Below are 14,933 nucleotides of genomic sequence, written 5' to 3'. Positions count from 1 at the left end.
CTCGACTACCGCGCCGGCGAGCGCCGCAAAAAATGCCGTTCCAATCTCGTGTGATTGGAGTATGTGAAAATTTCTCATGATTTGTAAGCGCAATGCATGCTTAATTTCAGGAGTATATGGTACGGGCAGAGAACCAAAAGCTGCCCGCCACGCGCTGCCAACGGGCGTCATCACGACGCCAACACCACGCCGTCTCTCATCGCTTACCAACATCGTCAACCGGACTAACCACCGTGAATATTTCGGAACTCTGCATACGCCGCCCAGTCATGACCGTGCTGCTCTCGATCGCGATCGTGGTGATCGGCGTGTTCGCTTACACCTTGTTGCCGATCGCCGCCTTGCCCAGCTACAACACACCGATCATCAATGTGACGGGCGTGTTGCCGGGCGCCAGTCCGGAGATCATGGCGGCCTCGGTCGCGACCCCGCTGGAGAAACAATTCTCGACCATCGCCGGACTCGCGACCATCAGTTCCAGCAACACCCTCGGCAGCACCTCGATCACGCTCGAATTTACCCCCGACCGCGATATCGACGCGGCAGCGGTCGACGTGCAGGCGGCGCTATTGCGGGCGCAGCGCAGCCTGCCGGTCGAGATGACGTCGTTGCCGGCGTATCGCAAGGTCAATCCGGCCGACGCTGCGGTGCTGCTGCTGGTGCTGACCTCGCCGTCGATTTCGCTGGCCGATCTGGATGATTATGCAGAGAATCTGATCTCGCCGTCGCTGTCGACCATCGACGGCGTCGCGCAAGTGTCGGTGTTGGGCCAGCGGCGCTATGCGGTGCGCGTCAAGGCCAAGCCGGCGGAGCTGGCGGCGCGCAATATGACGCTCGACGAGTTGGCTTCGGCGATCCACGCCGCCAATGCCAACAGTCCGGTCGGGGTGCTGGACGGACCGCGCCAGAGCATGACGCTGGAAGCGAATCAGCAATTGCGCAATGCGGCCGCTTTCGGCAACCTGGTCATCAAGAGTGCCGACGGCTTGTCGACCCGGCTGCAGGACGTGGCGGAAGTGGTCGACAGTGTCGAATCGACCAAGAGCGGCAGCTGGGCCAATGGCGAACCGTCGATCGTGTTGGCGGTACAGCGCCAGCCGAATGCGAATACGGTGGCGGTGGTCGATGCGGTGAAGGCCACCTTGCCGCAATTCAAGGCGCAGATGCCGACCTCGATCAACCTGAAGGTCTTCCTTGATCGTTCCAACTCGATCCGCGACGCGATCAAGGACGTCAAGTTCACACTGTTGCTGACGGTATTCCTGGTGGTGCTGGTGATTTTTCTGTTCCTGAAACGGCTGTCGGCGACCGCGATCCCGGTCGTGACGCTGCCGATTTCATTGATCGGTTGCTGTGCGCTGATGTACTGGCTGGGCTACAGCCTCGATAATATTTCGCTGCTCGGGATCACGATCGCGGTCGGACTCGTGGTCGACGACGCCATCGTGGTGCTGGAAAACATCGTGCGCCACGTTGAGCACGGCATGTCACCATTGGAAGCGTCGCTCAAGGGCTCGCGCGAGGTGGGATTCACCGTCATGTCGATCTCGATTTCGCTGGTCGCCGTGTTCATCCCGATCTTCTTCATGCCGGGCGTGATCGGCCTGATGTTCCATGAATTCGCGGCCGTGGTATCGCTCGCGGTCATGGTATCGGCGGTGGTGTCGCTGACCCTGGTGCCGATGCTGTGCAGCCGATTCTTGCGCCACGAAACGCATGAGAACGACACTTGGCTCGGCCGTCATTTTGAAAAATTGTTCAATGCGGTGCTGACCGCATACACGCATGGGCTCGACTGGTGTCTTCAGCGCAGCAAGCGGGTATTGCTGGTGGCGCTGGCGACGTTCGCGCTGACCGGATTGCTGTTCGTGACGATCCCGAAAGGCTTCTTCCCGAGCGAGGATATCGGCCAGATCAGCGTCACCGTGGAGGGACCGCAGGACGTCTCGTATCCGACCATGGTGCGGCTGGTGAAAACCGCCGCCGACATCATCGGGCACGATCCGAATGTCGACAGCGTGATCTCGCGCGTGTCCGGCACCAACACCGGCAATCTGTTTGTTGGCCTGAAGCCGCTCAAGGAGCGCAAGCCGATGGATGTGGTGCTGGAACAGTTGCGCCGCAAGACCGGCAACGTACCAGGCTTGTCGGTCTATTTTTCACCGATCCAGAACTTAAGGCTGGGTGGCAAGTCGAGCAAGAGCCGTTACCAATATGTGATGCAAAGCGTGCGCGCCGAGGAGCTGAACGACTGGTCCGAACAATTGCAGGCCAAGATGCGGGCCGAACCGATCTTCCGCGATGTCACCAGCGATTCGCAATTGAAGGGGCTGCAAGCGGTAGTCGACATCAATCGCGACCGCGCCAACGATGCCGGGGTACAGATCCAGGATATTCGCACCGCGCTATACAGCGCCTATGGTGACCGTCAGGTATCGACGATATTCACCAGCAGCAACAGCTATCTGGTGATCATGCAGGATGCCAATTCGGGCCAGCAGAGCGAATCCGATCTGAGCAAGATCTATGTGCGCGGCAAGAGCGGCGCGCTGGTGCCCTTGATGAGCATCGCCTCGGTGCGACGGGATGCCGGGCCGATTTCGGTCAATCACCAGGGGCAGTTGCAGGCGATTACGATTTCGTTCAACCTCGCGCCGGATGTCCCGCTCGGCGAAGCCAGCAAGCAGATCGACCGCATCAAGAACGAGTTGAAGTTGCCGGCCAGCGTGATCACGTCATACTCCGGCGACGCGGCCGTGTTCCAGTCGTCGCAGGCCAGTCAGATCGCATTGCTGGTGCTGGCAGTGACCGTGATCTATATCCTGCTCGGGGTGCTGTACGAGAGTTACATCCATCCGATCACGATTCTGGCCGGGCTGCCGTCGGCCGCGGTCGGCGCTCTGCTGGCGCTGCGCCTGTTCAATTTCGAACTGACGCTGATTGCCACCATCGGTATCCTGATGCTGATCGGTATCGTCAAGAAGAACGCCATCATGATGATCGACTTCGCACTCGACGCGCAGCGCAGTCAGAACCTGAGTCCGGCGGAAGCGATCCGCACCGCCTGCCTGCTGCGCTTCCGTCCGATCATGATGACCACGTTGGCGGCATTGATGGGGGCGCTGCCGATCGCACTTGGACTGGGTGCGGGTGCGGAATTGCGCCAGCCGCTCGGTGTCGCGATCGTCGGCGGTCTGCTGGTGTCGCAGGTGATCACGCTGTTCATCACGCCGGTGATCTATTTGACGCTCGACCGCTTCAGCGGTGCCGGTCCGCTGCAGATCGAGGCCGAGCGGGTGGCGCCAATCAAAGCCTGAGCATTGGGCTTGGCCGGGGTAGGGCACGGTAGCGGCGCCCTTCCACCTGCCGGCACCCTACACCGGCCAGGCCCGTTCTACGATGCCCCGGTGCAGCGGCGACGCCGCCAGGGTGCCGTAGACCCGCCCGCATTCGTGGTCGGTGCGACTGGCGACGAAGATGTCGGCAATGTTGCCAGGCGCATGTTGCAGCATCAGATGCGCTTGCGCCGCCAGCACCAGTTGTTGCGTGAAACGGCGCGCCTGCATTTCGCGCTGTTCCGGTGCTGTCGTCAGGTCGGCCTTCAGGCCATCGACCAGGCGGCCCAACCCCGGGTGAGTGCCGGCAGTTGTGCTCAACTGGTCGAGCAACGATGCAAACCCCTGTGGCTCGCGCTCGATCGCACGCAGCACGTCCAGGCACATCACATTGCCCGAACCTTCCCAGATCGAATTGACCGGTGCTTCGCGGTACATGCGCGCCATCGGTGCACTCTCGACGTAGCCGTTGCCGCCCCACACCTCCATGCATTCGCCGGTAAATTCCAGCGCGCGTTTGCAGACCCAGAATTTGGCGGCCGGCGTCATGATGCGGCGCCATGCACGTTCTACCGGGTCCTGGGGCGACTCGGCCGCGCTTGCCAGCCGCAGCATCAGCAGCGTCGCCGCTTCGCTTTCCAGCGCCAGATCAGACAAGACATTGCGCATCAGTGGCTGGTCGGCCAGCGGCCGTCCGAATGCGCTGCGATGGCGCGCGTGGTGGATCGCCTGCACCAGCGCATGGCGCATCAGGCCGGCACTGCCGATCACGCAGTCGAGCCGGGTGTGATTGGCCATCTCGATGATGGTCGCGATGCCGCGGCCTTCTTCACCGACCATGACGCCGTAGGCGTCCTGGAATTCGACTTCACTGCTGGCGTTGGACCTGTTGCCCAGCTTGTCCTTCAGGCGTTGCACCAGCACCGCGTTCTTGCTGCCATCGGGACGCCAGCGTGGCACGAAAAAGCACGACAGGCCGCCGTCGGCGCGCGCCAGCACCATATGCGCGTCGCACATCGGTGCCGAGAAAAACCATTTGTGTCCGGTCAACGCATATTCTGCGCCGCGCCCGGTGCCGTGGAGCGGGCGCGCTACCGTGGTATTGCTGCGCACGTCGGAGCCGCCCTGTTTTTCGGTCATGCCCATGCCGATCAGGATCGATTTCTTTTGCGCCAGCGGCAGATCGCGCGGGTCATGCTCGCGCGAGAACAGTTGCGCCTTCAGCGCTGCAAACAGTGCTGGCTCGTTTTGCAACACCGGAATCGCGGCGTACGTCATGGTGGTCGGACATAAGGAGCCCGATTCCACCTGCGACTGCAGGAAATAACCGGCCGCGCGCGCCACTTGCGCGCCGGGGCGGGGCTCCATCCATGGCAAGGCCTGCAATCCTTCACGCCGCAGCAATCGCAATAATTCGTGCCAGCTCGGATGAAATTCGACGCGGTCGATGCGATTGCCGAAACGGTCGTGGCTGAAGAATTCCGGCGCATGCCGATTGGCGAGCTCGCCCAGCTCCAGCACCGCGGCGCTGCCGAGTTCGGCGCCGAAGCGGGTCAGGTCCGCGCTATGCCAGCCGGCCTGTTCGCGCTGGACGCCGTCGCGCAGCGTGATATCGGTGTCAAACAGGTTGTAGTCCTGCAGTTGCGGAACCTGGTTGCTCACTTCGTGGGTTGGCCATTGCATGATGGAAATCCTTATCGGGATCGCATTGCGCCGCTGCGCATCGGCGGAGTTAATAATTTTATGGAGTATCAGTAAATTTGTTAAATAATTTAGACGGAAATTAACATGCAGTCATGGAGTATATGTGGGCGAAAGCTTCGGTTTGCTCGGTAGACCTAGGCCGCAAGCCGATGCTGCAGCCGCGCTCCCAGCGCTGCAGCCCTGTTCCAGTATAGGATTGCGGCGCAAAGCGCGATGCAGATTTTTTTGCCGGCGGCATAAGGTAAAATCACGCCATGTCCTATCAAGTCCTCGCCCGCAAATACCGTTCCAGAAACTTCGAAGAGCTCGTCGGCCAGGAGCACGTCGTGCGCGCCCTGACGCATGCGCTGGGCAGCGGCCGGCTGCATCACGCCTACCTGTTCACCGGCACGCGCGGCGTCGGCAAGACTACCTTGTCGCGCATTCTGGCAAAGTCGCTCAACTGTATCGGTTCCGACGGCAGCGGCGGCATCACGGCGCAACCCTGCGGCGTCTGCCAGGCCTGCACCGCGATTGATGCCGGTCGCTTCGTCGATTACATCGAGATGGACGCGGCGTCCAATCGCGGCGTCGACGAGATGGCGCAATTGCTGGAGCAAGCGGTGTACGCGCCGTCCAATGCGCGCTTCAAGGTCTATATGATCGACGAAGTGCACATGCTGACCAACCACGCCTTCAATGCGATGCTGAAGACGCTGGAAGAGCCGCCACCGCATGTCAAATTCATTCTGGCCACCACCGACCCGCAAAAAATTCCGGTGACGGTGCTGTCGCGCTGCCTGCAATTCAACCTGAAGCAGATGCCGCCGGGTCACATCATCGGCCATCTGGAAAATATTCTCGGCCAGGAAGCGATCGAGTTCGATACGCCTGCGCTGCGTCTGCTGGCGCAGGGGGCGCACGGTTCGATGCGCGATGCGCTGTCGCTGACCGATCAGGCGATTGCCTACGCCGCCGGCAAAGTGACGCTGGAAGCGGTGCAGGGGATGTTGGGCGCGCTCGACCAGTCGTTCCTGATCCGGCTGCTCGATGCACTGGCCGCGAAGGACGGCGCCGGGCTGCTGGCGATCGCCGACGAAATGGCGACGCGCAGCCTGTCGTACAACGTTGCACTACAGGACCTGGGCACGCTGTTGCACCGGATCGCGCTGGCGCAAACGGTGCCTGCCGCCGTGCCCGACGATTTGCCGGAGCATGCCGACATCATGCGGTTGGCGGCGGCGTTCGATCCCGATGAAGTGCAGCTGTATTACCAGATCGCGGTCCATGGTCGCAATGAGCTGGGCCTGGCGCCGGACGAATATGCCGGATTTTCGATGACCTTGCTGCGCATGCTGGCGTTCCGGCCCGAATCTGCTGCAGTACAGCTGCCGCCGGCGGCAACGCCGAACGCGGCGCACAAGCCGGTTAGCGCAAGACCGTCACCGGCGTCGATGGCGGTCGCCGGGGCGGCGGCCAGCAGCGCCGTTGCGCCTGCAGCGTCCAATGCCGGGACACCAAGATCAAGCGCGGCGCCGGCAGCGGCCAGCGCCACGATGCCGGTTGCCGCTGCTGCCGGTGCTGCGCGTGCTGCCATCAGTCCAGCCATGGCCGCGCTGGCAGCCGCACGCGCGGGTGGACGAGGGCAATCCGCTGCGCTGTCGCCATCACGCGTGTCACCAGTTGCACCCGTAGCAGCAGTAACAACATCATCGCCAAGACCGCAAGCGGCGGCCTCGATGGCCGTGCCCGCCGAACCGGCATCGTCACAGGCATCGGTACCGGCATCGACACCACCGTGGGACAACGATGAGCCACCATCGTGGTTCGGCGATGCGGACGCTGCCATCGATTCCGCGGCTCAAAAAAAAACTGAAGCGCCCCCAGGGGTCGATGCCGATTTCAGCCAGGTAATGCCCAATGCGGCTACCCTGTCGCCTGCGCGGCACACGGTGGCCCAGCCCATCGCCGAGCGAGCAGCACCACCAGCGCTGCTGCTGCACCCGATTTCTGACCTGAACTGGGATGGCAACTGGCCGACACTGGCCGCCGCCTTGCCGGTGCGCGGTGTGGCACAGCAGCTGGCGCAACAGTCGGAATTGCTCAGATGCGACTATCAGTCTGGCAGCGGCAGCGGCAGCGGCGCGGCGCAATTTCACTTGCGGGTGCCGCTGGAAACGTTCTGCAGCACTGCCAATGTCGACAAACTGGCGATGGCGCTGTCCGAACATTTCGGCAAGACCGTACGCGTCACGACTGAAATCGGGGCCGTGGTGCATACCGCCAGCGCGCAGGCGCAGGCCGATCGTGCACAACGCCAGCTGGAAGCGGACGCGACCATACAAGGCGATCCCTTCGTGCAAAGCCTGATGCGCGAATTCGGTGCAACCATCGTGCCGGGTTCGATCAGACCAATTTAATAAACCATCTATCTATTGACGGAGAATGACCATGATGAAGGGCCAAATAGCAGGGCTGATGAAGCAAGCCCAGGCGATGCAAGACAACATGAAAAAGATGCAGGAACAGCTGGCATTGATCGAAATCGAAGGTCAGTCCGGCGCCGGCATGGTCAAGATCGTGATGACCTGCAAGAATGACGTCAAGCGCGTGTCGATCGACCCGTCGCTGCTGGCCGAGGACAAAGACATGCTGGAAGACCTGGTGGCGGCCGCCTTTAACGATGCGGTACGCAAGGCCGAAGCGATGTCGTCGGAAAAAATGGCCGGCATGACCGCCGGCATGCCGCTGCCACCCGGCTTCAAATTGCCGTTTTAAAGCAGCGCATGATTCTGGAAGTAGCGCAGCTTGAAGTGATCCCCGGACTGGAGGTGGCGTTCGAGGCCGCCTTCGCCGAGGCCCAGCAGATCATTGCATCGATGGGCGGCTATATCTCGCATGAGCTGCAGCGCTGCGTGGAGCAGCCCAATCGTTTTATCCTGCTGGTCAGATGGCGAACACTGACCGACCATACCGTTGGCTTTCGTGATTCCCCCCAATATCAGGAATGGCGCAAGCTGCTGCATCATTTCTATGATCCTGCTCCGAGCGTGCTGCATTACGAATCCGTTGTCCAGAATTCGATTGTACGTACCGGCATAAATTGAAATCGACTTCCAACCTTGATGTTCTGACGGAAGCGCTGCGCCGCCTGCCCGGCGTCGGGCCCAAGTCCGCCCAGCGCATGGCTTTTCATCTGCTGCAACACGACCGCGACGGCGCCGCACTGCTTGGGCGCGCACTGTTGCAAGCGGTCGAACACGTCCGGCACTGCACGCTGTGCAACACCTTCACCGAAACCGCAGTATGCGAAACCTGTCTCGATCCCGAGCGCGATCCCAGCCTGCTGTGCGTGGTCGAGACGCCAGCCGATCAACTGATGATCGAGCAGACCCTGACCTTCAAGGGGCTGTATTTCGTTCTGATGGGCCGCCTGTCGCCGCTCGACGGCATCGGACCGAAAGATATTCACCTTGAAAAGCTGATAGCGCGCGCCACCGATGGTGTGGTGAGCGAAGTCGTGCTGGCCACCAATTTCACCAATGAGGGCGAGGCGACCGCACACTACATCAGTGAGATGCTGAAGGCGCGCGGCCTGCAGGTGAGTCGTCTGGCGCGCGGCGTGCCGGTCGGTGGCGAGCTCGAATACGTCGATGCCGGCACGATTGCACGTGCGATGCTGGATCGGCGCAGCACTTGATTGGCATCGCAGCATACGTCTGCACAACTATCCTGGAGGTTGAATGAACAAGCATTTCTGGAAGCAGTTTGCCATCGCGCTGGTACTATTTTTGCTGGGCTATTTCACTTTCAATCACAAACTGTTCGGCTAACCCGGTAATTCATTTTTTAAATACTGGTCAACGCAAATTAAAATTCCCGGCGTATTTAAACGACTTTATTTACATACTCCCTGCAAGGCGGGCATAAAACAAGATGGGCGCAGTTGACACTGCGCCCATCTCTATTGCTGCCACCGAATCGCCGCGCCGTCTGCGATTGTTCTTATTTCGCTGCGGTTGGCGCCAACGCAGCGGACTCGTTCAAGCCGCCGCCGAGTGCCCGGTACAAATCGATCGCATTGGTCAGGCGCAGCAAACGCGTTTGCACCAGTGACTGTTGCGCCGCGAACAGGTCGCGCTGCGCATCGAGCACCTCGATCGAACTGGCGACGCCGTTCTGATAGCGCAGATCGGCCAGTTTCAGACGTTCCGCCTGTGCATCGAGGAAGGCTTGCTGCGCATCGATTTGTTCGTCCAGCGAGCCGCGCGCGACCAGCGCATCGGCCACTTCGCGGAATGCGGTCTGAATCGATTTTTCATACGCGACCACCGCCAGGTCCTTGCGCACTTCGGCCAGATTCAGGTTGCCGCGGTTGCGGCCGGCATCGAAGATCGGCAATACCAGCTGCGGCGCAACCGTCCACGCCATGGTACCGGCCTTGAACAGGCCAGACAATTGATTGCTCACCGTGCCAACACCGGCCGTCAGTGAAATACGCGGGAAGAAGGCGGCGCGCGCGGCACCGATATTGGCGTTGGCGGCTTTTAACTGGAGTTCGGCGGCGCGGATGTCGGGCCGACGGGTCAGCAAGTCGGACGGCAACCCGGCCGGGATATCGGTGACCAGATTCTGCTCGGACAACGTTGGTCCAGCCGGCTCATCGGCGAGCGGTTTCCCGACCAGCAAGGTCAGCGCATTCCCGGCTTGTGCGCGTTGCCGTGCCAGCGTCGCCAGCGCGATGCGGGCGGACTGTACCAAGGTGTCGTTCAGGCGCAGATCGAGTGCTGACGTGGCGCCCACTTCGAAGCGCTTTTGCGCCAATTTATACGCGCTCTGGCGGCCTTCCAGCGTGCTTTGTGCCAGCGTCTGCTGTTCGGCAAACGCGCGCTCAGCCAGATACGCCTGGGCCACTTGCGCCACCAGGCTGATCTGCGCTGCCTGGCGCGCTTCCTCGGTCGCCAGATATTGATTCAGCGCGGCGGCGCTCAGGTTACGCACACGCCCGAAAAAATCCAGCTCGAACGAGGCCAGGCTGAGGCCGACCTGATAGCTGGTGGCGATGTTGTTGCCGGTGCCGGTCGGTGCCCGCGATCCGGCCGCGACGGCATCGATGGTCGGCAGGCGATCTGCCGACTGGATGTTGTATTGCGCGCGGGCTTCCTGGATATTCAACGCCGCGGTGCGCAGGTCCCGGTTGTTCTCCAGTGCATCGGCGATCAAAGCCTGTAGGCGCGGCTCCGGGAAGAACTGGCGCCAGCCGAGCGTAATAGTATCGACGGCATTGGCGGCATCGGCGGACTGAGGTGCGCCGGCGCTGCTGCCCGGCTGGGCAGCCGCATCGCCTGGGTAGGCGGTCGCGATCGGCGCCTGCGGCCGCACGTATTGCGGCGCCAGCGAACAGCCGGACAGGATGCCGGCCGCCAGCAGTGCGGTCGCGATGTGGCGCGGGGTGGGTTTAAACATTGGTATCCTCCACGGTGTGCTGGATATGCGCGGCATACATCTTGCGCTGCCGCTCGCTGCCTTTGAAGAAGCCGCGGATCACGACAAAGAATATCGGCACCAAGAATACCGCCAGCGCGGTCGCGGTAATCATGCCGCTCATGACGCCGGTGCCGATCGCGCGCTGACTGGCGGAACCGGCGCCGGTCGCCAGTACCAGCGGCATCACGCCGAGGATGAATGCGAGCGAGGTCATGAGGATCGGACGGAAACGCAGATGCACCGCTTCCAGCGTCGCCTCGATCAGGCCCTTGCCTTCCGCTTGCAGGTCCTTCGCGAATTCGATGATCAGGATCGCGTTCTTGGACGAAAGGCCGATGATCGCGATCAGGCCCACCTTGAAGTACACATCGTTCGGCATGCCGCGCAAGGTGACGCCCAGCAGCGCACCGAGGATGCCGAGTGGCACCACCAGCATCACGGAGACCGGAATCGACGTGCTTTCATACAATGCCGCCAATACCAGGAACACCGCGACCAGCGACAGTGCGAACAATGCCGGGGCCTGCGAGCCGGATGTCTTTTCTTCCAGCGACTGGCCGGTCCACTCGAAACCGAAGCCGGGCGGCAACTGCCCGGTCAGTTTTTCCAGCTCGGCCATCGCTTCGCCAGTACTGCGACCCGGTGCCGCATCGCCGGAAATCTTGACTGCCGGATAGCCGTTGTAGCGCAGCAGCTGCACCGGCCCGACCGTCCAGTGGCTGTCGGCAAACGCCGAAAACGGCACCATGGTCCCTTGGGCATTGCGTACATACAGCCGCATCAGGTCTTCCGGTTGCAGGCGCTGCGGCGCATCGGCCTGGACGATCACGCGTTGTTGCCGGCCCTGATTCGGGAAGTCGTTGACATAGGCCGAGCCGAGTGCGGTCGACAACGTGCTGTTGATATCGGCATACGACAGCCCGAGCGCATTGGCCTTGTCGCGGTCGATGTCGAATTGCAGTTGGGGCGTGTCCTCCAGGCCTTCGGGCCGCACGCCTTTCAGCAGTGCACTCTTGGAAGCCATGCCGAGCAACTGGTTACGGGCTGCGATCAAGGCATCGTGACCGAGTCCTGCGCGGTCCTGCAGCCGGAACGTGAATCCGGTGGCATTGCCCAGTTCGGGAATCGGCGGCGGATTGACCGGGAAGATGATCGCGTCGCGAATCTGCGACAGCGCGCCGAAGGCCCGTCCGGCAATCGCGTTGGCCGACTGCTCAGGGCCGCGCTCGCTCCAGTCCTTGAGCGGCGTGAAGGCCAGGGCGGCATTCTGACCGTTACCCGAGAAGCTGAAGCCGGCGACCGCAACCACATGGGCGACGCCTGGTTGCTTCAGGTAATACTGCTCAACCTGCTTGATCACGTCCATCGTGCGATTGGTGGAGGCGCCCGGCGGCAACTGGATATTGGTGATCAGATAGCCCTGGTCCTCGATCGGCAGGAACGACGACGGCAGACGTACATATAGCAGCCCGACGCAGAGCACGATCACGCCGTACACCAGCATGAAGCGCCCGGTCTTGTTCAGCATCCGCGCGATCGTGCTTTGATAACCGGTGGCAGTACGGCTGAATCCGCGATTGAACCAGCCAAAGAAACCGGTCTTCGCATGGTGATGGCCGGCGGTGACCGGTTTCAGCAGCGTGGCGCACAGCGCCGGTGTCAGCGTCAAAGCCATTAGCGCGGAGAAGACCATCGAGGACACCATCGACAGCGAGAACTGGCGATAGATCGCACCGACCGCACCGCCGAAAAACGCCATCGGGATGAATACCGCAATCAGCACCAGCGTGATGCCGATGATGGCGCCGGTGATCTGGCCCATCGCCTTGCGCGTTGCATCGCGCGGCGACAAGCCTTCTTCGCTCATGATGCGCTCGACATTTTCGACCACCACGATCGCGTCATCGACCAGGATACCGATCGCCAGCACCATGCCGAACATGGTCAGCACGTTGATCGAGAAGCCGAACAGCAGCATTGACGCGAAGGTGCCCATCAGGGCCACCGGCACCACGATGGTCGGAATCAGGGTGTAGCGAATATTCTGCAGGAACAGGTACATCACCAGGAACACCAGTACCACCGCCTCGAGCAGGGTCTTGACGACTTCCTCGATCGAAATCTGGACGAATCTCGAGGTGTCGTAAGGAATCGTGTATTTGACGCCAGGCGGGAAATATTTCGCCAGTTGATCCATCCGCGCATGGACCGCCTTGGCAGTGCCGAGCGCATTGGCGGTCGGCGACAACTGGACCCCGATGGCGGAGATCGGCTTGCCATCGATGCGCGCCGAAGTGCCATAGTTTTGGCCGCCGATCTCGATGCGGGCGACGTCGCGCAAGCGCACCACCGATCCGTCCAGATTGGCGCGCAGCACGATGTTGCCGAATTCTTCGGGGGTCGCCAACTGCCCGGTCACGACCACGGTCGCCGTGATCTGCTGTGTATCGGGGTTCGGCAAGTCGCCCAAGGTGCCGGAGGCGACCTGCGCATTCTGGTTGCGAATCGCAGTGGCAACATCGGCCGGTGTCAGCTTGAGCCCGACCAGCTTGGCCGGGTCGATCCAGATCCGCATCGCGCGTTCGGTGCCGAACAGCTGGGCCTGGCCGACGCCGGGTACGCGCTTGATTTCATTGAGTACATTGCGCGACAAGTAGTCGCCCAATGCGACCGGATCGAGACTGCTGTCCTGCGATGATAGCGTGATGAACAGCAGGAAATTGCTGCGCGCCTTGGTGACTGTCACGCCCTGCTGGGTGACCGCCTGGGGCAGGCGCGCTTCGACCCGTTTCAGCCGGTTTTGTACGTCCACCGCCGCCAGGTCGGCATTGGTGCCGGGCTGGAAAGTAACGGTGATCTGCACCTGGCCATTGGCCTGACTTTGCGATTCGATGTATTGCAGGCCATCGGCTCCGTTCATTTCCTGTTCGATCAGCGTGGTGACGCTGTCGTCCAGGGTTTTGGCGCTGGCGCCGGGATAGATTGCCGTCACCACGATTTGCGGCGGTGCAATGCTGGGGTATTGCGCGATCGGCAGACTGGTGATCGAGAGCGCACCGGCCAGCAGAATGAATAGCGCGATCACCCATGCGAAGACCGGGCGGTCAATAAAGAACTTTGACATGCGGACGCTCCGTTAGGTTTTTTGACCAGGTTTTTGGGCCGAGTCGGAAGCGGCAGGCTTGGCGCCGGCGCTGGTTTTTGCGTCAGCGCCGGGGTTTGCGCCGACATTGGGTTGGGATGCCGGTGGTGGCTGATTCGCTGCGGCTTTGGTCCAGGGCATGGCTTTGACCGGTGCCCCCGGTTTGATTTTTTGCAGGCCCTCGACGATTACCTGGTCGCCGGCTTTCAGGCCATCGCTGACGATCCAGCGATCGCCTTGCGCGGTATCGGCCTTGATCGCGCGAGTGGCGACTTTGCCATCGCTGCCGACTACCATTACCGAGGTACCCTCCGGCCCGCGGACCACCGCTTGCTGCGGCACCGTAATCGCCTGGTCGTTGACCGCCTGTTGCAGCCTGGCTCTGACATACATGCCGGGCAGCAGGAAGTGGTCTGGATTCGGGAATTCGGCGCGCAGACTGACGGCGCCGGAGCTTTCGTCCACGCTCACTTCGGAAAACAGCAACTTGCCGGCTTGCGGATGTTCGCGACCGTCTTCGGTGACCAGCGTAACCTTGGCCTGTCCCTGGCCGAGACTTTTCAGCTTCCCGCTTGCCATCGCGCGTTGCAGCCGCAACGCATCGGCACTCGATTGGGTCAGGTTGACATAGACCGGGTCGATCTGCTGGATGGTCGCCAGTGGTGTCGCTTCACCTTGGCCAACCAGCGCACCTTCGGTCACTTGGGCGCGGCCGATCCGGCCCGAGATGGGCGCAGTGACGGTGGCGTAACTCAGATTCAAGCCGGCGCTCTGGCGCGCGGCCCGGGCCGCGGCGACATCGGCAGTGGTTTGCTTTTGCGCGGCGACGACGTCATCGTATTCCTGCTTGCTGACGGCGTTCTGCTCGACCAGCGGTTTGTAGCGTTGCGCCTTCAGGCTGGCCTGCAATTGGGTCGCTTCGGCTTTGGCGACGGCCGCTTCGGTGCTGGCATAGGTTGCCTGGAACGGCGCCGGATCGATCCTGTACAGGACGTCGCCGGACTTGACATCGCTGCCCTCGCGAAACACCCGCTTCAGCACGATCCCGGCCGCACGCGCACGCACCTGCGCAACCCGACTGGCTTCCAGTCGGCCCGGTAGTTCGGTGGTGATCGCCAGACTGGTCGGTGCGACGGTGATGACTGACACTTCGGCCGGCGGCATGGCGCCGGGTCCCTGGGCTACCGACTTGTCGCCGCAGCCCGCAAGCGCGACCGCTAATGCTACGGAAGAAATGGCTAGTGTGATACGTGTCAAGCGGGGCAGGGGGCTGACTGAGATCATGA

The 14,933-nt window shown here is 61.8% G+C and carries 9 protein-coding genes; 5 read left to right on the top strand and 4 right to left on the bottom strand.

The window, feature by feature from the left end; all coding sequences use genetic code 11:
• Nucleotides 1–233: 233 nt before the first annotated feature.
• The gene (locus ACFOFO_RS09575) at nt 234–3,317 is read left to right on the top strand and encodes an efflux RND transporter permease subunit (protein WP_390331436.1); all 3,084 of its coding nucleotides are present in this window, start codon (nt 234–236) and stop codon (nt 3,315–3,317) included.
• Between the two features lie 57 nt (nt 3,318–3,374).
• On the opposite strand, the gene ACFOFO_RS09570 is transcribed toward ACFOFO_RS09575, so the two are convergent.
• Complete coding sequence (locus ACFOFO_RS09570; RefSeq protein ID WP_390326025.1) at nt 3,375–5,018, bottom strand: isovaleryl-CoA dehydrogenase; 1,644 nt, start codon at nt 5,016–5,018, stop codon at nt 3,375–3,377.
• Between the two features lie 275 nt (nt 5,019–5,293).
• On the opposite strand from ACFOFO_RS09570, the gene ACFOFO_RS09565 reads away from it, so the two are divergent.
• Genes ACFOFO_RS09565 through recR form a run of 4 tightly spaced genes read left to right on the top strand, consistent with a single transcriptional unit; the run spans nt 5,294 to nt 8,718 of the window.
• The gene (locus tag ACFOFO_RS09565; RefSeq protein ID WP_390326023.1) at nt 5,294–7,438 is read left to right on the top strand and encodes a DNA polymerase III subunit gamma/tau; all 2,145 of its coding nucleotides are present in this window, start codon (nt 5,294–5,296) and stop codon (nt 7,436–7,438) included.
• Nucleotides 7,439–7,469: 31 nt separating this feature from the next.
• The gene (locus tag ACFOFO_RS09560; protein ID WP_390331435.1) at nt 7,470–7,796 is read left to right on the top strand and encodes a YbaB/EbfC family nucleoid-associated protein; all 327 of its coding nucleotides are present in this window, start codon (nt 7,470–7,472) and stop codon (nt 7,794–7,796) included.
• Nucleotides 7,797–7,804: 8 nt separating this feature from the next.
• Nucleotides 7,805–8,125, top strand: coding sequence for an antibiotic biosynthesis monooxygenase family protein (locus ACFOFO_RS09555; protein ID WP_390326021.1), 321 nt, complete (start codon nt 7,805–7,807; stop codon nt 8,123–8,125).
• The gene (gene recR, locus ACFOFO_RS09550; RefSeq protein ID WP_390326020.1) at nt 8,122–8,718 is read left to right on the top strand and encodes a recombination mediator RecR; all 597 of its coding nucleotides are present in this window, start codon (nt 8,122–8,124) and stop codon (nt 8,716–8,718) included. Before ACFOFO_RS09555 ends, recR begins: the two co-directional genes overlap by 4 nt.
• Before the next feature lie 305 nt (nt 8,719–9,023).
• On the opposite strand, the gene ACFOFO_RS09545 is transcribed toward recR, so the two are convergent.
• Genes ACFOFO_RS09545 through ACFOFO_RS09535 form a run of 3 tightly spaced genes read right to left on the bottom strand, consistent with a single transcriptional unit; the run spans nt 9,024 to nt 14,931 of the window.
• Nucleotides 9,024–10,484, bottom strand: coding sequence for an efflux transporter outer membrane subunit (locus ACFOFO_RS09545; protein WP_390326018.1), 1,461 nt, complete (start codon nt 10,482–10,484; stop codon nt 9,024–9,026).
• Nucleotides 10,477–13,629 (bottom strand): efflux RND transporter permease subunit, encoded by a 3,153-nt coding sequence (locus tag ACFOFO_RS09540; RefSeq protein ID WP_390326017.1) that lies wholly within the window; start codon nt 13,627–13,629, stop codon nt 10,477–10,479. Before ACFOFO_RS09540 ends, ACFOFO_RS09545 begins: the two co-directional genes overlap by 8 nt.
• Before the next feature lie 12 nt (nt 13,630–13,641).
• On the bottom strand, nt 13,642–14,931 hold the full coding sequence (locus ACFOFO_RS09535) for an efflux RND transporter periplasmic adaptor subunit (protein WP_390326015.1): 1,290 nt from the start codon (nt 14,929–14,931) through the stop codon (nt 13,642–13,644).
• Nucleotides 14,932–14,933 lie beyond the last annotated feature (2 nt).

The sequence above is a fragment of the Pseudundibacterium arcticum genome (genome assembly GCF_042646465.1).
GTDB lineage: Bacteria > Pseudomonadota > Gammaproteobacteria > Burkholderiales > Burkholderiaceae_D > Undibacterium_A > Undibacterium_A arcticum.
This window is presented reverse-complemented; position numbering and strand designations above follow the sequence as displayed.

What these genes read in the sequence shown, in the direction of transcription:
- ACFOFO_RS09570 (WP_390326025.1), bottom strand. Translation starts at nt 5,018, where the DNA reads ATGCAATGGCCAACCCACGAAGTGAGCAACCAGGTTCCGCAACTGCAG.
- ACFOFO_RS09565 (WP_390326023.1), top strand. Translation starts at nt 5,294, where the DNA reads ATGTCCTATCAAGTCCTCGCCCGCAAATACCGTTCCAGAAACTTCGAA.
- ACFOFO_RS09560 (WP_390331435.1), top strand. Translation starts at nt 7,470, where the DNA reads ATGATGAAGGGCCAAATAGCAGGGCTGATGAAGCAAGCCCAGGCGATG.
- ACFOFO_RS09555 (WP_390326021.1), top strand. Translation starts at nt 7,805, where the DNA reads ATGATTCTGGAAGTAGCGCAGCTTGAAGTGATCCCCGGACTGGAGGTG.
- ACFOFO_RS09545 (WP_390326018.1), bottom strand. Translation starts at nt 10,484, where the DNA reads ATGTTTAAACCCACCCCGCGCCACATCGCGACCGCACTGCTGGCGGCC.
- ACFOFO_RS09540 (WP_390326017.1), bottom strand. Translation starts at nt 13,629, where the DNA reads ATGTCAAAGTTCTTTATTGACCGCCCGGTCTTCGCATGGGTGATCGCG.
- ACFOFO_RS09535 (WP_390326015.1), bottom strand. Translation starts at nt 14,931, where the DNA reads ATGATCTCAGTCAGCCCCCTGCCCCGCTTGACACGTATCACACTAGCC.